Genomic DNA, 17,899 nt, shown 5'->3' on the forward strand with positions numbered 1-17,899 from the left:
GGATGACGACCACGGCAGCGCTCGAACTGGTGCAATTGACGAAGAAGTACGGCGGCGTCACCGCCGTTGACGCCATCAACCTCAAGATTCCCGCCGGCTCCTATTGTTGCCTGCTTGGGCCGTCCGGCTGCGGCAAGACATCCACCTTGCGCATGGTGGCTGGCCATGAATCGGCGACTTCAGGCGACATCCTTGTCGGGCCGAAGAATGTGACGGATCTGCCGCCTGCCGGCCGAAGCACGGCGATGATGTTCCAGTCCTATGCCCTGTTCCCGCATCTCTCCGTCATCGACAACGTTGCCTTTGCCTTGAAGATGAAAGGCGTTGCCAAGGCGGAGCGCCATGCCGAAGCAAAAAAGTTGCTGGAACTCGTCGATATGCAGGCCTATGCGGCGAGGCTGCCGGCGCAGCTTTCCGGGGGCCAGCAGCAGCGCGTGGCGCTGGCGCGCGCGCTGATTACCTCGCCTCAGATCCTGCTGCTGGACGAGCCGCTTTCGGCGCTCGATCCGTTTTTGCGGCTGCGGATGCGAACTGAACTGAAAAAGCTGCAGCGCGAACTTGGAATTTCCTTCATTCATGTGACGCACGGTCAGGACGAGGCGATGGCGCTCGCCGATATCGTGGTTCTGATGAATGGCGGCCGGATCGAGCAGCAGGGTTCGCCGCGTGAAATATTCAACCACCCCCGGACCGAGTTCACGGCGAAATTCATCGGCAGCCACAACGTCATCGCCATCGGCAACGAAACTTTTGCGGTTCGCGAAGATCGCCTCAAGCTGAGAAGACCGGGCGGAGCCTTCGACGGTCCGTCGATCGCTGGCACCGTCAGCGAGGTCGAATACCAGGGGACCTATATCCGTATCGCGATTGCCGCCGAAGGCGGAACCGATATCTCGGTCCAACTCAACGAAGATCAATTCGACGCGGCCAACTACGCCGTCGGTGAGCGTGTTCTCGCCACCTGGGACCCGGCGCAGGCAAGTCCATTGATGACCAGTCGTTCTGTAACCGTCCCGCCGCCCGATAAGGCGGCTTGACATCTTAGGGAGATGATCATGAGCATATCTTCGAAATTCAATCGTGGCGTCAGCCGTCGCGCCGTGCTGAAGGGCGCGGCCGGTGCGGTGGGCTTGGCGGCAGGTTCGGGCGCCATCACCGGATTTCCTTATGTCCACTCGGCCGACCCGAAAGTGTTGCGTTACCTCGGGACCGCGGTGAACGCGGGAGACGAGATATCGAAGAAATGCCTGGCAGATACCGGCATCAAAATTGAGTACATCACCGTAACGACCGACGATGTGACCAAGCGTGTCATCACCCAGCCGAACTCGTTCGATGTGCTCGATACGGAATATTTCTCGCTGAAGAAGCTGGTGCCGTCGGGCAATATTTTCGCGCTCGATGCCAAGAAGATCAAGCAATTCGACAACATCACGCCGGTGTTCACCAAGGGTCAGTTGCCCAACGGCAAGAAGATCGGCGACCAGGGCACCGCGCCGTGGAAGGTGCTTTACCTCGAGGGAGCCAATTCCAAGAAATTCTCGACAACACCCACCGAATTCGTGACGCTGATCCCGACGGTCTACAATGCCGATACGCTCGGCATCCGGCCGGATCTGATCAAGCGGCCGATTTCATCCTGGAGCGAACTGCTCAATCCCGAATTCAAGGGCAAGGCGTCAATCCTCAACATCCCGTCGATCGGCATCATGGATGCAGCGATGGTGGTGGAGGCCACCGGCCAGCACAAGTATGCCGACAAGGGCAACATGACCAAGGCCGAGATCGATCTGACGATGAAGATCATGACCGAGGCAAAGAAGGCCGGTCAGTTCCGCGCCTTCTGGAAGGATTTCAACGAGTCCGTCAACCTGATGGCCGCAGGTGAAACCGTCATTCAGTCGATGTGGTCTCCCGCGGTCACCAAGGTGCGCTCGATGGGAATCGCCTGCACGTTCCAACCGCTCAAGGAAGGCTATCGCTCGTGGGCGTCAGGGTTCTGCGTGTCGAAGGCGGTCTCGGGACCGAAGCTCGACTGGGCCTATGAATTCGTGAACTGGTATCTATCGGGATGGGCTGGCGCCTATCTCAATCGCCAGGGCTATTATTCGGCCGTTCTGTCCACCGCCAAGGCCAACATGACGGCGGACGAATGGGGCTACTGGATGGAGGGCAAGGCGGCTGTCGGCGATATCAAGGCGCCCGACGGCACCATCCTGGAGAAAGCCGGCTCCAAGCGTGACGGAGGCTCCTACGACGACCGCATGGGCGGCGTCGCCTGCTGGAACGCCGTCATGGACGAGAACGATTACATGGTGCGCAAGTGGAACGAATTCATCGCCGCTTGATGCCGCGCCGGGAGTTGCCGGGCCAACGCGCCCGGCAAGACCCGCTCCGGTTTGATTGAGATCGGCCTCCAAATGCTTCAAGACCGCAAATCCTTTGTCGCGTGGCTTCAAGCCGCGCCGATGATGCTGATCTTCGCGCTGTTTTTTATGTTGCCGCTGGTGCTTGTGACGATCGTCAGTGCGTGGGACTATAATGAATACGAAATGCTCCCCGCCTTCAGTCTCCGCGGTTACACCGATACGTTCGAAGGGTGCATCGCCGAACTGCCCGGCCTATGCACGATCCTGAAAACCTACCTGAAGACCCTGAAACTGTGCCTGCTGACCTGGGTTCTGACGCTGCTGATCGGATTCACGGTTGCCTATTTTCTCGCGTTCCACGTCCGATCCAAAACCTGGCAGATCGTACTCTCCCTGCTTTGCACGATTCCGTTCTGGACCTCGAATGTGATCCGCATGATCGCGTGGATTCCACTTCTTGGCCGCAATGGACTGGTGAACAAGGGGCTCCAGGGCTCGGGTTTGATCCAGCAGCCGCTGGAATGGCTACTGTTCTCCGAGTTCTCTGTCGTGCTGGCCCTCGTCCACCTCTTCACATTCTTCATGGTGGTGCCGATCTTCAATTCGATGATCCGGATCGACAAGCGGTTGATCGAGGCCGCCTATGATGCTGGAGCTACCGGGTGGCAGACCCTCGTGAATATCATCATTCCCTTGGCAAAACCGGGGATCGTGATCGGCTCGATTTTCGTGATCACGATCGTTATGGGTGATTTTGTCACGATCGGCGTGATGGGCGGCCAGCAGATCGCTTCCGCGGGCAAGATCATCGAGGCGCGCCTCAATGCGTTGCAATTTCCCGCGGCCGCAGCCAACGCCGTCATCCTGCTCGGCATCACGATCATGATCATTTCGGCGCTGACGCGGATCGTCGATATCCGCAAGGAGCTGTGAGATGGGCGACAAGCGGTCGCGATCCTTTTATGTTCTGGCAGCGTTCTTCGCGGCCTATGTGCTGTTTCTTTACGGACCGATGATTGCGATCTACATCCTCTCGTTCCAGGGCCCCGACGGCGGCCTGACCTTTCCAATGAACGGCGTTTCGCTGGTGTGGTTCGGCAAGGTGTTCGCCGGGGCCGGCATCGTCGACATCGGTGCGGCCTTCCAGCGGTCGCTCAAGCTCGGCCTCGTCGTCATGGTCCTGACGGTCGTGCTTTCGGTTTCGGCGGGCATGGCCTTTCGCAAATCGTTCCGCGGCGCGACCTTCCTGTTTTATGTCGCCATCGCAAGCCTGATCATGCCGTCGATCATCACTTCGCTCGGCATCGCACTGGAATTCCGGTTGCTTGATGATTTCATCATCAAAAGCGGCGCCGAGAGCTGGACGACGGCAATGGGGCTTTTTACCTCAGGCCTTGGTGCGCACCTTACCTGGACCCTGCCGTTTGGCCTTTTGATCATGTTTGCGATTTTCAACCGGTTCGATGGCCGGCTTGAAGAGGCGGCGCGCGACCTCGGTGCAACACCATGGCAAACATTTCGCCATGTGGTGCTGCCAATTATATTGCCGTCCGTCGTGGGCATTGGTCTGTTCGGCTTTACCTTGTCTTGGGACGAACTCGCGCGCTCCAGCCAGGCGATCGGGTCCGTCAACACCCTACCGCTTGAGTTGCAAGGCCTGACGACGACGGTGACGAAGCCGGATATCTATGCGCTTGGAACGTTGACGAGCGCCGTATCCTTTCTCGTCATCTTTTCGGCCCTGATCGTCATTCTTGTGCTCCAGGCGCGACAACGGCGTCACGGGTCGGACGCGGGCAAGGGAATGGTGTAGAACCAGCCTCATGTGTCGTCTGATCGTCAGCCCGAACACCACCGCGGCGCGGAGTCGCGGAGGAACCCATTGATGGCGAACCTTTCAGCACTCAGCCCGTCAGAGCGCGACGCGCATTTCCTGCGGCTGTCGTTCGAGGTCGCGCGCCGCGCCGTGGCCCACGGCAACCATCCCTTTGGGGCTGTTCTTGTCGACCGGGAAGGCAATTTGCTGCTGGAGGCCGAGAACGGCTACATGCCCTCCCATGACGGCACGGCGCATGCGGAGCGGCTGCTCGCGACGCAGGCCTGCACCACGCTCGATCCGGGCACGCTGCGCAGCGCTACGCTCTACTCGTCCGCCGAGCCCTGCGCGATGTGCGCCGGCGCGATCTACTGGGCCGGCATCGGCCGACTGGTTTACGGCCTGAGCGAACATCGGCTGCGGGATCTCACCGGCAACCATCCGGAGAATCCGACCCTCGACCTGCCCTGCCGCGAGGTGTTCGCCAGCGGGCAGCGCGCGACAGAGGTGGTAGGCCCGCTGCTTGAGGACGAGGCCGCGGCGGTTCACGCCGGGGTCTGGAGCAAGTAGCCCCCGAGCTGCGGGCCCACGCAATCCGGAGTCCGCTCACGAGAAATGGCGCTGCGGGAAATATCGCGGCGCCATCGCTTGTAACCTGGAGGAACGGCCACGCGGTTAGAACTTTACCGTGACACCACCATAGACGGTCGATTCGGTGCAGGAGTTGGTGCTCTGGCCGTTTGCGGCGAGCGTGCAGACGCCGGCCATCGCATTGTGGTCGAGGCCGAACTTGTTCTGCCAGTAGCGATAGGCGACCCAGAGGTCGACGAAGTGCGAATACTTCGGGCCCATGAAAGCCTTGCTGGCGTCGAACGTCAGACGAATCGGTTCGCTGTTGAGCTCGGTCTTGGAGGCGGTCGAGAACCGGCCGATGCCCGAAAGCGCAGGCCGGCCGTTGGAATCGCCCTTCGGTCCATACCAGCCGGCGCGACCGCTGATCGAGAAGTACTGCATGTTCGGCGGCAGGAAGCCGAGATCCATATAGTAATTGATCTCGACCGCCCATGTCGGCCGGTACGAGACATTGCCGTCGGAGTTGCAGGTGGTTCCGGGAATGCCGGGGCCGAACAGGCCGCACTGGGTGAACGCGTTGTGGTTGGAGAATTCCCAATACATCAACGGGGCGACGTTGATATAGCCCTTGTAAGGCAGGTCGAAGGCGAATTGCAGACCGGCGACGACGTCACGCTTGGCGGGCGCCAGGAAGTTGTTTTCGGTGTTGGCGTCCATACCGACTTCGAACGAGACGTTGCGCAGCGGCCCCATCGTGAAGGCCTTGGTGTTGAATATCTCGTTGAAGCCGAAGGTCGAGCGGAACAGGCCGTAGATTTCGGTGGCGCCGGCACAGTCTGCCAAGCCGCCCGTGATGGTGACGCCGGGCGCGACGCAGGGCGAAGCGGGATCGTTATGACCCGACTTGAACATCGAGATGGTGAAGAAGTTGGTGCCGTAGGCCCACGCATCGAAGTGAGTGAACGAATAGACCTGCTTGGCGGTGGTGCCGTTGATCGAGCCGTTCGGGTTCACGGAGAACATGCCGGGATCGGTGCCCTTGGGCATCCACGAGAACGACACGCGGTTGTCAATCACCAGGAAAAACGGCACCTCGGCGACCGGCTTGAGCGCCTTGACCGCCATGTCGGCGGCGCCGGCATAGCCGGCCGGTACGAGCGTAGCGAGTGACAGCGCCGCTGCTGTCACTGTTCTGCGAAGACTAGACATCCCAATTACCCCCAAGTTGACGATCGAATGATCGAGGCCCTTGGAAGCAAGCCTTGCGTGCATCGAATAAAGTGAGAAGCCTCAACTTTCCCCATGGCTTGGTGCAAGTTTCATCAAGAACGATTGGCGTATCAGCATCTTGCGCGACGCATCGGCGGAGTGGAGAGACGGAAGGATCAATCTTCGGTGGAACCGGATTCTTCGACTTAAGCCTGTATCTGTTGGCTTTCTGCGACGATCTGGCGCAGGGCGAACAACGCACGCACGGCGTGTGCTTCGCTTCCGGCAGCTCGTACACAGCGACAATAAAACTGCTCAACTTCGCGTCAGGACTGACTAGGCAGTTTCGAATTGGTCTGGACCGTTACAAATCTGCAACATCGGTCAGGCACGTTCGCTCGATCTGGAAAGCGCGCTGCGATCCGGAAACGCCTCATAAAGCCAAGCCATCAAGAAGCAGGAAGGCGCTTTGCCTGCAAAAGAGTTGAGCAAGGGCTGGCGCTTTTTCTCCACTTACGCGCGCCCCGAAACTAGCTCAATATTGAGGCACCATTCCCTGGGACGCGTGATCACGAATGCTGGATTCGACGCCTGCCGAGCAGAACACCGGTGCCACGCCGCTACTCCGGACGGTTGGCCTGACCAAGCGCTATGGCAGCTTCCTCGCCAATGAGGCGATCGATATCGATATCTGGCCGCAGCAGATACACGCACTGCTCGGCGAAAACGGCGCGGGCAAATCGACGCTCGTCAAAACCATTTACGGATTGATCCAGCCGAGCGAAGGCGAAATGCGCTGGCGGGGCGAAAAGATGGTTCTCTCCGGACCGTCGGAAGCACGCAGCCGCGGCATCGGCATGGTGTTCCAGCACTTCTCGCTGTTCGACAATCTTACGGTGGCGGAAAACGTTGCGCTCGGGCTCGACGGCAAGGAATCTTTCAAGGACATGTCGGCCCGCCTTGAGCAAGTGTCCCGTGTTTACGGGCTTCCGCTCGATCCCAAACGCGAGGTCTGGCAATTGTCCGTAGGCGAACGCCAGCGCATCGAGATCGTGCGGGCGCTGATGCAAAATCCGAAATTCCTGATCCTCGACGAACCGACCGCGGTGTTGACGCCGCAGGAAGCCGACCAGCTCTTCGTCGTGCTCAATCGCCTCAAAGCCGAGGGCCGCGCGATCCTCTACATCAGCCACAAGCTGGAAGAGGTGAAGCGGCTTTGCGACACCGCCACCATCCTGCGCGGCGGCAAAAAGGTTTCGACCTGCAATCCCAAGGCGGAGACCGCGGCTTCGCTCGCGCGGATGATGGTCGGCGGCGAGATCAAGGAAGTGAGGGCGCCCGCCAACCGGAAAACCACCGTACCGCGGCTAGTCGTCAACGACCTCAGCCTCGAGCCGGACGATCCGCACGGTGTGCGGCTTCGGAACATCTCGTTCGAGCTCAAGGGTGGCGAAATCCTGGGCATCGCCGGTGTCGCCGGCAACGGTCAGGACGAGCTTTTTGCCGCCTTGTCGGGAGAGCGGCTGGCACAAGACCCCGGCACAATTGTCATAGACGGGCATGCCGCGGGGCACCTTTCGATCACGCAGCGGCGCAAGCTTGGGGCGGCCTTCGTTCCCGAGGAGCGGCTTGGTCACGGTACGGCGCCGCGCATGAAGCTTTCGGAGAACGCGCTGCTGACCGGCCACGCCGCGAGCGGCATGGTCCTGCACGGCTTCGTCAATACCGCCGCGGCCCTGAAGACTGTCGACCGCGCCACCGAAACCTTCGACGTGCGCAAGGCCAAACGCGACCCGGAAGCCGCCAGCCTCTCCGGCGGCAATCTGCAGAAATTCATCGTCGGCCGCGAAATCCTGCGCAACCCGGTGGTGCTCGTCGTGAGCCAGCCGACCTGGGGCGTCGACGCGGGCGCCGCCGCCGTGATCCGGCAGGCCCTGCTGGATCTCGCCGCCAGCGGCGCCGCGCTGCTGGTGACGAGCCAGGACCTCGATGAACTCGCTGAAATCACCGACCGCATCGCCGTGATGTTCCATGGCCATCTGTCGGAGCCCATGGCAACTCAAGATGCGAGCCGCGAGAAACTGGGCCTGCTGATGGGGGGAAGCACTCTGGAGCAGAAGGAAGCGGCGCATGCAGTTGGTGCTTGAAAAACGCGCCGAGCGGTCGAACACGATCGCGCTGATATCGCCGCTGATCGCGATCGGCCTGACGCTCGTGACCATGAGCATCCTGTTTGCGATCCTCGGCAAAAACCCGATTTCCGCGCTCGGCGTCTACTTCATCGATCCCCTGACCGACAGCTATTCGCTGCAGGAGATCGCGGTGAAGGCCACACCGCTGGTGATGATCGCGATCGGCCTCTCACTCTGCTACCTCGCCAACGCCTGGAACATCGGCGCCGAAGGACAATTCCTGATCGGTGCCGTCGCCGGAAGCTGGCTCGCGGTGAAGACGCAAGGCACCGACGCCGGCCCGTGGGTATTGCCGGCGATGATGCTGCTGGCGGCGATCGGCGGCGCGCTCTACGCCCTGATACCGGCGATCTGCAAGGTCAGGTTCGGCGCCAGCGAAATCCTCACCAGCCTGATGCTGGTCTATGTCGCCGATCTCTTGCTCGACTACCTCGTGCGCGGTCCGTGGCGCGACCCGAAAGGCTTCAACTTCCCGACCACTGCCGAGTTCGATCCGGTCGCCACCGTGCCGCTGCTGATCGAGGGCGGCCGGCTGCATCTTGGCGGCGTCATCGCGCTCGTGGTGGTCGCCGCAGGTGCGGTGCTGCTCGGCAAAACCATCAAGGGCTTTGAAATCCGCGTCGTCGGCGCCGCCCCGCGCGCCGCGCGCTTCGGTGGTTTCAACTCCAACCAGTTGATCCTGCTGACCTTCGCGATTTCAGGCGCGCTGGCAGGCCTTGCCGGGATCATCGAGGTCGCAGGTCCCGTCGGGCATCTGCAGCCCGGGATCTCGCCCGGCTACGGTTTCACCGCGATCATCGTCGCGTTCCTGGGACGGCTGAACCCGGCTGGAATACTAATTGCAGGACTTTTCCTGGCGCTCACCTTCATCGGCGGCGAGCAGGCGCAGATCGCAATGAAAATTCCGTTGGATGTCACCAAGGTCTTCCAGGGCATTCTGCTGTTCTACGTACTCGCCTGCGATTCCCTCATCCTCTACCGGTTCAAGCTCATTTTCGCGTCGCCAAAGGTGTCCAGTGGGGCTCATTGAGGCCATCATCCTTGCGGTGCTGGCGGCCTCCACGCCGCTGCTGCTGGCTGCGACCGGCGAGCTCGTGACCGAACGCTCCGGCGTGCTCAACCTCGGCGTCGAGGGCATGATGATCGTCGGCGCGGCCTGCGGCTTCGGCGGCGCCTGGCTCTCCGGCTCGGTCATCATCGGCGCGCTGTGCGGCATCGTCGCTGGCGTGCTGATGTCGCTGATCTTCGCGCTGATGACGTTGGGACTGGCGGTCAACCAGGTCGCCACCGGCTTGGCACTGACCATTCTCGGCATCGGCCTTTCCGGCCTGATCGGCTCCCGCTTCGTCGGCGAAAAGATTTCGCTGGCGCCGCATCTTTATATTCCCGGCCTCACCGATATCCCGCTGATCGGGCGTATCTTGTTCGGCGAGGACGCCTTCGTATACCTCTCGCTGGCACTGGTCGCCGGCGTCTGGTTCTTCCTTTACAGGACACGGGCCGGCCTGATCCTGCGGGCCGCAGGCGACAATCACGCTTCCGCGCACGCGCTCGGTTATCCCGTGCTCAGGATCCGGATGTTCGCGGTGATGTTCGGCGGCGCTTGCGCAGGCCTCGCCGGCGCCTATCTGCCGCTCGCCTACACCCCGTTCTTCATTCCAGGCATGACGGCCGGGCGCGGATGGATTGCGCTGGCGCTGGTCGTGTTCGCGTCATGGCTGCCGGGCCGCTTGGTAATCGGTGCCTATCTGTTCGGCGCGGTGACGATCCTGCAGCTTCATGCGCAAGGCTGGGGCGTCGGCGTTCCCTCGCAATTGATGTCGGCATTGCCGTATCTGGCGACCGTCATTGTCCTTGTCCTGATTTCACGTGCACGAACCGGTGGCTCGACCGCGCCTGCGGCGCTCGGGACCGTGTTCGTGCCCGACCGGTAACATGCCCGAAGCGCGCGCGACGGGGCGCCGCGCATCGGAGAGACCTGTCCACCCGTCAGTAAAACGGAGAGTTCCATGAAAAAGATTCTCATCGCGGCGACCGCAGCGATGCTCGTTACCGGGGCAAGCCTGTTCGGCGCTTCTGCCGCCGACAAACTCAAGGTTGGATTCATCTATATCGGACCGGTCGGCGATCTCGGCTGGACCTACCAGCACGACCTTGGACGCCTTGAGATGCTCAAGGAGTTCGGCGACAAGGTCGAAACCACGTTCCTCGAGAACGTCAGCGAAGGCCCGGACTCCGAGCGTTCGATCGAGCAACTGGCACGCGCCGGCAACAAGCTGATCTTCACCACGTCGTTCGGCTACATGGAGCCGACGCTGAAGGTCGCCAAGAAGTATCCGAACGTGCATTTCGAGCACGCCACCGGCTACAAGCGCGACAAGAACATGTCGACCTATTCGGGGCGATTCTATGAGGGCCGCTACATCCAGGGCATCATCGCCGCCAAGATGTCGAAGTCCGGCGTGCTCGGCTATATCGCCTCGTTCCCGATTCCCGAGGTGATCTCCGGCATCAACGCCACCATGCTCGGCGCACAGACGATCAACCCCAACATCAAGGTCAAAATCATATGGGCCAACACCTGGTTCGATCCCGGCAAGGAGGCCGACGCCGCCAAAGCGCTGATCGACCAGGGCGCCGACATCATCATGCAGCACACCGACAGCCCTGCCGCGATGCAGGTCGCCGCCGAGCGCGGCAAGCTGGCGTTCGGCCAGGATTCTGAAATGATCAAGTTCGGACCGAAGGCGCAGCTCACCTCGACCATGAACAATTGGGGCCCCTACTACATCCAGCGCGTCAAGGCTGAGCTCGACGGCACCTGGAAGTCGGAAGATTTCTGGGGCGGCCTGAAGAGCAAGCTCGTCGTGATGGCGCCCTACACCAACATGCCCGACGACGTGAAGAAGCTGGCGATGGAGACCGAAGCTGCCATCATCGAAGGCAAGCTGCAGCCGTTCAAATGCCCGATCGTCGGCCAGGACGGCAAGGAAGTCGAATGCAAGGGCGGCACTCATCTCGACGACGGCCAGGTGCTCGGCATGAATTTTTACGTGAAGGGCATCGACGAGAAGATTCCCGGGAAGTAGGACGGCCCGTCGCTCTTACCTCTCTCCGCCCTTTTGCGGGGAGAGGTCGGATCGCTTCGACGGACAGAAAAATTACGAAAACAACCCCATGCAAAGTAGGAATGGGGCCTCGCTCCATCCGAAAACGCAAGATCTAGTTGGAAATCGACCGTCGCAAATCTCTGCTCGTCATTCCCGGATGCGCCTTTTGGGGCAGGCCTCAGATGTGCAATGGCACATCGGGGAATCCTTACCCCTGATGCATCGCGCGCGCGGCGGCGCTGTGGCGGCGGATCAGGTCTGACAGGTCGAGACCTGGGATCGCTCCATCCGCCACCACCCAGCGTCCGCCGACCATCACCCGATCGGCACGATGCGCACCGGATAGCACCAGTGCGGCCAAGGGGTCGCCATGGCCGGAGAAACGCAGTTCGTCGAGCTTGAACAGCGCGAGATCGGCGGCCTTCCCGACCGCGATTTCGCCGAGCTCGGGCCGCCCGATGCAGGCCGCCGAGCCCCTGGTGGCCCAGCGCAGCGCGTCCTTGTGGCTGACACGTCCGACGCCGTAGCGTGCCCGTTGCAGCAGGAAGGCAGCGCGGACTTCCTGCATCAGGTTGGACTCATCGTTCGACGCCGAGCCGTCAACGCCGAGCCCGATCGAAACCCCCGCCTCCTCCATCTCGCAGACCGGGCAGCAGCCCGACGCCAGGATCTGGTTGCTGCAGGCGCAATGGCTGATAGCGGTCTTGGCCTTGCCGAGCCGCTTCATCTCGTCGGAATTGAAGAAGATGCCGTGGGCAAGCCAGGTTCGTGCGTTTAGCCAGCCGCATTGTTCGAGATAATCCAGCGGGCGGCAGCCATGCATCTGCTCGCAGAACCTGTTTTCGTCCTCGGTCTCGGCCAGATGCGTATGCAAGCGGACATCGAGCTTGTCGGCAAGTGTAGCGGTCGCGCACATCAGCGAGGTCGTCACTGAGAACGGCGAGCACGGCGCCAGCGCGATCTGCGTCATCGCATCCTCGCCGCGCTGGTGGTGTTTTGCCACCACGCGTTCGCTGTCAGCCAAAATCGTGTCCTCGTCCTGCACCACGCTGTCGGGCGGCAGCCCGCCATCCTTCCGCGAGCGGTTCATCGAGCCGCGCGTCAGCAGCACGCGGATGCCGAGCCGCTGCGCGGCGGCGACCTCGATGTCGACGGCGTCCTCAAGCCCGGCCGGAAACACATAATGGTGATCGGTCGTGGTGGTGCAGCCCGACAGCAGCAGTTCCGACATCGCTACGGTGGCACCCAAATGGAGCGATTCCGGCGTCAGCCGCGCCCAGACCGGATAGAGTGCCTGTAACCACGGGAACAGCTCGCGGTCGAGCGCCGCCGGAAGTGCCCGCGTCAGCGTCTGGTAGAAATGATGGTGGGTATTGATCAACCCCGGCAGTACGACATGGGTACCGGCGTCGTAGGCGACGGCATCTGCCGTCACCGGCTCCCGGCCGCGCGGCACCAGTTCGATGATCCTGCCGCCGCGGACCACGAGACCGCGCTCGGCACCGTCAGCGAGAATGGAAAGGGGATCCCTGATCCAGATCGCCTGCGTTTGGTCCATAATGCCACCTGATTTGCGAAGGCGCGGTTGCGAATGCCATCCTCTTGCAAGGACTATCTTGCAAGGACCGTCCCAACCCGAATGGCAATTTGGCGCTGGACTTGCAAGACTTCATAGTCGGAGATGCATCTACTTGAAAGCGTTACCGTATCCATGGACCTGAACACCATTGCGGAGGTTGCCCATCCGACGACGCGGGATCAATTGCCCGTTTGGACGGCAGGCGATGCTTGGCTCGCCGGCGGAACCTGGTTGTTCTCGGAACCGCAGACCCATCTGAAGCGGCTGATCGATCTGACCGACCTGAAATGGCCGGCGCTGACCATCGGCGAGACCCAGCTTTCAATCGCGGCGACCTGCACGGTGGCGCAGCTCGATGCGCTAGCCTCTCCGCCGGAATGGATCGCCTCGCCGCTGATCAACCAGTGCTGCCGCGCGTTTCTCGCCTCCTTCAAGATCTGGAAGACGGCCACCATCGGCGGCAACATCTGCATGTCGCTGCCGGCGGGACCGATGATCTCGCTGACCTCGGCGCTCGACGGTGTCTGCATGGTCTGGCAGGCCAGTGGCGGCGAGTGGAAAATTCCCGTCGCCGAATTCGTCACCGGCGACCAGCGCAACGTGCTCGCGCCGGGTGATCTGTTGCGGCAGATTGATATCCCGCTCGCGGCCTTGAGGCGGCGTTCGGCGTTCCGCCAGATTTCGCTGACGCCGGTGGGCCGCTCGGCGGCGCTGCTGATCGGCGGCGTGACCAGCGACGGCGGATTGGCGCTGACGATTACGGCATCGACCAAGCGGCCTGTTCGATTGTCCTTCGCGGGAATCCCGAACGGCAAGGAATTGCGCGAAACGATTTTGCAGCGCATTGCCGACGACCTCTACCATAGCGACGTTCACGGCAAGCCATTATGGCGCAAGCATATGACGCTGCGGCTCGCGGAAGAGATCCGCGTCGAATTGCAGGGCACGGCATAAGCATGACGTTCCAGATCAACGGCAAGGAGTTTTCGCAAGCGCCGCAACCCGGCCAATGCCTGCGCACGTTCCTGCGCGAACTCGGCCATTTCGGCGTCAAGAAGGGCTGCGACGCCGGCGACTGCGGCGCCTGCACCGTGCTGATCGACGGCGAGCCGGTGCATAGTTGCCTGATCCCGGCCTTCCGCGCCGACGGTCACGCCGTGACGACGATCGAAGGCTTTGCGCCGGATGGCGGCACCCATCCGATGCAACAGGCGTTTCTGGATGCGCAGGGGTTTCAATGCGGGTTCTGCACATCCGGCATGATCCTGACCTGCGCATCCCTGAACCAGGCGCAGCGGCAGGACCTCGGTGCTTCGCTGAAAGGCAATATCTGTCGTTGCACCGGCTATCGCTCGATCGAGGATGCGCTGAACGGCAGGAACAACATCGAAGACGCCGCCGCAGGCACCGCATTCGGCCGCAGCCTCCCTGCCCCCGCCGGACCGCAGGTGGTGCACGGCGCAGCGCGCTATACGTTCGATGTTGCGCCGGAAGGACTGCTGCACATCAAGATTCTGCGTTCGCCGCATCCGCACGCGAAGATCATCTCGATCGACAAGCGTGCGTCGCTCGACGTTCCCGGCGTGCACTCGGTACTGACGTTTGAAGACGCGCCGGACCGCCTGTTCTCGACCGCGCGGCACGAGTGGGACTGGATGGATCCGGACGACACCCATGTGCTCGATAATGTGGTCCGCTTTATCGGGCAGAAGGTCGCCGCCGTGATCGCCGAGACCGAAGCCGCCGCGGAGGAAGGCTGCCGGCAACTCGACGTCGCATACGAAATCCTGCCGGCGGTGATCAATCCCACAGCCGCCATCACGCCGGGCGCCCCTGTGATTCACGGCGACAAGACGCCGGCAAACCGCGTCGCGAACGCAGGCCGCAATATCGTGGCGGAAATCCATGGCGAATTTGGCGATGTCGCGGGCGCGCTTGCGCAGGCCGCTGTCACCTATGAAGGTACTTTCACGACCCAGCGGGTCCAGCATGCGGCGCTGGAAACCCATGGCGGCCTTGCCTGGGTCGATGCCGATGGAATCCTCAATGTCCGCTCCAGCACGCAGGTACCATTCCTGACGCGGCGTACGCTGGCCGACCTCTTCCGTCTCCCGCCCGACAAGGTGCGGGTGTTCTGTGAACGCGTCGGCGGCGGGTTCGGCGGCAAGCAGGAAATGTTCGTCGAGGACATTCTTGCGCTCGCAGCGCTCAAGACCGGCCGCCTCGTCAAATTCGAACTGACGCGGGAAGAACAATTCATCGCGACCTCGACGCGGCATCCGATGCAGGTCACCGTGAAGGCGGGTGCTGACAAGGACGGCAAACTGACGGCGCTGCAGCTCGACGTCCTCTCGAACACCGGGGCCTATGGCAACCACGCCGGCCCGGTGCTGTTTCATTCGGTCGGCAAATGCATCGGCGTCTATAACTGCCCGAACAAGAAGGTCGACGGCGTCGCCGCCTATACCAACACCGTACCCGCGGGAGCCTTTCGCGGCTATGGCCTGCCGCAAACCCTGATCGCGGTCGAGGCCGCGATCGACGAACTGGCAAAGCAGCTCCGCATCAGTCCGTTCGAGATGCGGCGCCGCAATGTCGTCAAACCCGGCGATCCCACGTTGTCGCCGCCGGAATCCGAGTATCACGATGTGCTCTATGGCAGCTACGGCCTCGATCAATGCCTCGATCTGGTCGAGCGCGCGATGGCCGCCGAGGCGCCGCCGCCTTCGCTCTCCGCGGACTGGTTGACCGGGGACGGCATCGCGCTGACCATGATCGACACCGTGCCGCCGGCCGGTCATTTCGCCGATTGCAGCATCTCGCTGCGGGATGACGGCGGCTTCGACCTCACGGTCGGCACCGCCGAATTCGGCAATGGCACCAGCACCGTGCATCGCCAGATCGCCGCGTCCGCGCTGGCGACGACCGTCGATCGTATCCGTCTCTTGCAATCCGACACCGCACACGGCGGCCACGACACCGGCGCCTATGGCAGCGCCGGGACCTTCGTCGCCGGGCGCGCGACACAGGCTGCGGCCGAAGCGCTGGCCGGCCAGCTGAAGCAATTCGCGGCGTCGTTGTCGGGCGAAAACCCTGATACGTGCACCCTCGACAGCCATGCCACTGTCTGTGCCGGACGCCGCACTCCTTTTGCCCAGCTCGCTGCCTCCGCGCACTCGCGTGGCAAGGTCCTCAGTGCCAGCGGCAATTCGTCAGGCACGCCGCGTTCCGTTGCCTTCAATGTACAGGGCTTTCGCGTCGCCGTGAATAAATACACCGGCGAACTCAAGATCCTGAAGAGCGTGCAGGCCGCCGATGCCGGCCGTGTCGCCAATCCGATGCAGTGCCGCGGCCAGGTCGAGGGCGGGGTCGCTCAATCGCTGGGTGCGACGCTCTACGAGGAAATGGTGATCGACGACAACGGCCGGGTCATCAATCCCAAATTCCGCGACTATCATCTGCCGTCCTTTGCGGACATTCCCCGCACCGAAGTGCTCTTCGCCGACACGTCGGACACCCTGGGGCCGATGGGCGCCAAATCGATGAGCGAAAGCCCGTACAACCCGGTCGCCGCCGCGCTCGGCAACGCCATTGCCAACGCCACCGACATCCGCTTTACGGCAACCCCGTTCAAGCCGGACCGGCTATGGCCGCTGTTGCACGAGAAGTTTGGCAAGTAGGCTTCGTCATTGCCTGCGACAAACGCGAAGCGTTTGCGCAAGGGAGCCCAGGGGTCCGGCGACAGCCAATCACTCGTCGGGCTTCCTGCGATCATACGACCAGCCAAACAGGCCGGTTCTGCGAAGGCCGGCGCCGGCGCATGTTGGCTGTACTGAGATTTTCCTTGATCTCTCGGTGCACACGTCGTGCACGCCGCCTTCTATCTAATTGAAAAACCTAAACTCTCGCTTCAATCCATCGTGGGGCCGACGGAAAAACGATAGTCTTGATATTTCAATAATTTATCTTGTTCTCTTAATGAGATGAGCCGCCAACATGCGCACGCCCAACTAGCCGAAATTGCAACAGGCTTGTCCCCGCTTTGACCGCTCAGTGCACGCGCCTGCATCCAGCCGATTGAAAGAACTTATTCTCGCTGCATCGGGCTGCGCAGACGCCACGCCTCTTTTATTGGCACCGGCGCCGTACTCACGTTTCCAAGCACAAAAATTGCATGTTGCCATTCTGCCTACATAGCGAGCATCGCCATGAACCTGATCAACCTGGACATACGCATGCTGCGCTCGCTGATGTCGGTCGTCGAAACCGGCAGTATCACCGAGACCGCACGGCGGCTCGGCCGCACCCAGCCCGCGATTACCCTTCAGCTACAACGGCTGGAGGAGCTCACTGGAAAGGCGATCTTCATCCACGAAGGCCGCCGGTTGTTTCTGACGGCGGAAGGCGAGACGGTGCTGAGTTACGCGCGATCGATCGTCGGATTTCACGACGAAATGTTGTCGCAACTCGCTTCTCCGGACATTGAAGGTCACGTCGTGCTCGGCACCCCCGACCTCTATGCCGCCTTCATGCTTCCCTCGATCCTGAGGATTTTCCGCAAGGCCTTTCCGCGCGTTCAACTGGAGCTGAACTGCTCACTCTCGACACCACTTGTCGGATGCGTGAAACGCGGCGAGGTCGATATCGCGCTGGTGACCCGCATGAACGATTTCACCGGCGGACAGGTGGTACGGCAGGAGCAATTGATCTGGATGACTGGGGAGCAATCCACGGCGCATAACGAAAAGCCGATCCCGCTCGCGCTGCTGCCGCCGGGCAATATCTTTCGCGACCATGCGATCGAGCGGCTGGAAGCCTCAAGGCTGCGATGGCGCATTGCCTGCGTCAGTCCGAGCGTCGGCGGTTTGCAGGCCGCCGCTTTCGCCGGCATGGCGGTCACCGTCCTCGGCCGCTCCGCGCTGGTACGCAACATGCGCGAGATCGGCAGCAATGAGGGCCTGCCGCCGCTGCCGAAGGTCGATCTTCTGCTGTATAAATCGCCGACGGCGACGTCAAAGGCCGCGAGCGCCCTGCACGACTATCTGGCGCAC

General features: G+C 61.8%; 14 protein-coding genes and 1 pseudogene. 13 read left to right on the plus strand and 2 right to left on the minus strand.

Features of this window, described 5'->3' with window-relative positions; genetic code table 11:
• The first annotated feature begins 2 nt into the window (after window positions 1-2).
• The 5 genes from C7G61_RS10535 (at window position 3) to C7G61_RS10555 (ending at window position 4,755) form a co-directional block, all read left to right on the plus strand.
• Window positions 3-1,037 carry an ABC transporter ATP-binding protein gene (locus tag C7G61_RS10535; protein WP_108513992.1) on the plus strand — a complete coding sequence of 345 codons (1,035 nt, stop codon included), beginning with the start codon at window positions 3-5 and terminating at the stop codon, window positions 1,035-1,037.
• 12 nt (window positions 1,038-1,049) lie between these two features.
• Window positions 1,050-2,348, plus strand: a complete 1,299-nt coding sequence (locus C7G61_RS10540) for an ABC transporter substrate-binding protein (RefSeq protein WP_420836747.1) — start codon at window positions 1,050-1,052, stop codon at window positions 2,346-2,348.
• 72 nt (window positions 2,349-2,420) lie between these two features.
• Window positions 2,421-3,302, plus strand: coding sequence for an ABC transporter permease (locus tag C7G61_RS10545; protein ID WP_108514104.1), 882 nt, complete (start codon window positions 2,421-2,423; stop codon window positions 3,300-3,302).
• Between the two features lies 1 nt (window position 3,303).
• Entirely contained in the window at window positions 3,304-4,182 is an 879-nt protein-coding gene (locus C7G61_RS10550; protein ID WP_108513994.1) for an ABC transporter permease, read from the plus strand.
• Window positions 4,183-4,254: 72 nt separating this feature from the next.
• Complete coding sequence (locus tag C7G61_RS10555) at window positions 4,255-4,755, plus strand: nucleoside deaminase (protein WP_108513995.1); 501 nt, start codon at window positions 4,255-4,257, stop codon at window positions 4,753-4,755.
• Between the two features lie 105 nt (window positions 4,756-4,860).
• Here the strand turns inward: C7G61_RS10555 and C7G61_RS10560 are convergent, their stop codons facing one another.
• On the minus strand, window positions 4,861-5,967 hold the full coding sequence (locus C7G61_RS10560) for a hypothetical protein (protein ID WP_108514105.1): 1,107 nt from the start codon (window positions 5,965-5,967) through the stop codon (window positions 4,861-4,863).
• Window positions 5,968-6,020: 53 nt separating this feature from the next.
• Between C7G61_RS10560 and C7G61_RS43865 the strand changes: the two genes are divergently transcribed.
• The 5 genes from C7G61_RS43865 (at window position 6,021) to C7G61_RS10580 (ending at window position 11,248) form a co-directional block, all read left to right on the plus strand.
• Complete coding sequence (locus C7G61_RS43865) at window positions 6,021-6,455, plus strand: hypothetical protein (protein WP_145963594.1); 435 nt, start codon at window positions 6,021-6,023, stop codon at window positions 6,453-6,455.
• 87 nt (window positions 6,456-6,542) lie between these two features.
• Window positions 6,543-8,114, plus strand: a complete 1,572-nt coding sequence (locus C7G61_RS10565) for an ABC transporter ATP-binding protein (protein WP_108513996.1) — start codon at window positions 6,543-6,545, stop codon at window positions 8,112-8,114.
• Entirely contained in the window at window positions 8,098-9,189 is a 1,092-nt protein-coding gene (locus tag C7G61_RS10570) for an ABC transporter permease (protein WP_108513997.1), read from the plus strand. The genes C7G61_RS10565 and C7G61_RS10570 overlap by 17 nt, the downstream gene beginning before the upstream one ends.
• Complete coding sequence (locus C7G61_RS10575; protein ID WP_108513998.1) at window positions 9,176-10,093, plus strand: ABC transporter permease; 918 nt, start codon at window positions 9,176-9,178, stop codon at window positions 10,091-10,093. Before C7G61_RS10570 ends, C7G61_RS10575 begins: the two co-directional genes overlap by 14 nt.
• Window positions 10,094-10,168: 75 nt before the next feature.
• The gene (locus C7G61_RS10580; RefSeq protein ID WP_108513999.1) at window positions 10,169-11,248 is read left to right on the plus strand and encodes a BMP family ABC transporter substrate-binding protein; all 1,080 of its coding nucleotides are present in this window, start codon (window positions 10,169-10,171) and stop codon (window positions 11,246-11,248) included.
• 229 nt (window positions 11,249-11,477) lie between these two features.
• Here the strand turns inward: C7G61_RS10580 and C7G61_RS10585 are convergent, their stop codons facing one another.
• The gene (locus C7G61_RS10585; RefSeq protein WP_108514000.1) at window positions 11,478-12,827 is read right to left on the minus strand and encodes an 8-oxoguanine deaminase; all 1,350 of its coding nucleotides are present in this window, start codon (window positions 12,825-12,827) and stop codon (window positions 11,478-11,480) included.
• Between the two features lie 153 nt (window positions 12,828-12,980).
• On the opposite strand from C7G61_RS10585, the gene C7G61_RS10590 reads away from it, so the two are divergent.
• From C7G61_RS10590 to C7G61_RS10600, 3 genes and pseudogenes are all read left to right on the plus strand, one after another.
• Window positions 12,981-13,802, plus strand: coding sequence for an FAD binding domain-containing protein (locus C7G61_RS10590; protein WP_108514001.1), 822 nt, complete (start codon window positions 12,981-12,983; stop codon window positions 13,800-13,802).
• Between the two features lie 2 nt (window positions 13,803-13,804).
• Window positions 13,805-16,528: a molybdopterin-dependent oxidoreductase gene (locus tag C7G61_RS10595; RefSeq protein ID WP_108514002.1), complete on the plus strand. Its 2,724-nt coding sequence runs from the start codon at window positions 13,805-13,807 to the stop codon at window positions 16,526-16,528.
• 555 nt (window positions 16,529-17,083) lie between these two features.
• Window positions 17,084-17,887 (plus strand): annotated as a pseudogene (locus C7G61_RS10600) (LysR substrate-binding domain-containing protein); the annotation flags it as partial.
• Between the last annotated feature and the right edge of the window lie 12 nt (window positions 17,888-17,899).

It is taken from the genome of Bradyrhizobium algeriense (genome assembly GCF_003062295.1).
GTDB classification, from domain to species: Bacteria; Pseudomonadota; Alphaproteobacteria; order Rhizobiales; family Xanthobacteraceae; genus Bradyrhizobium; species Bradyrhizobium algeriense.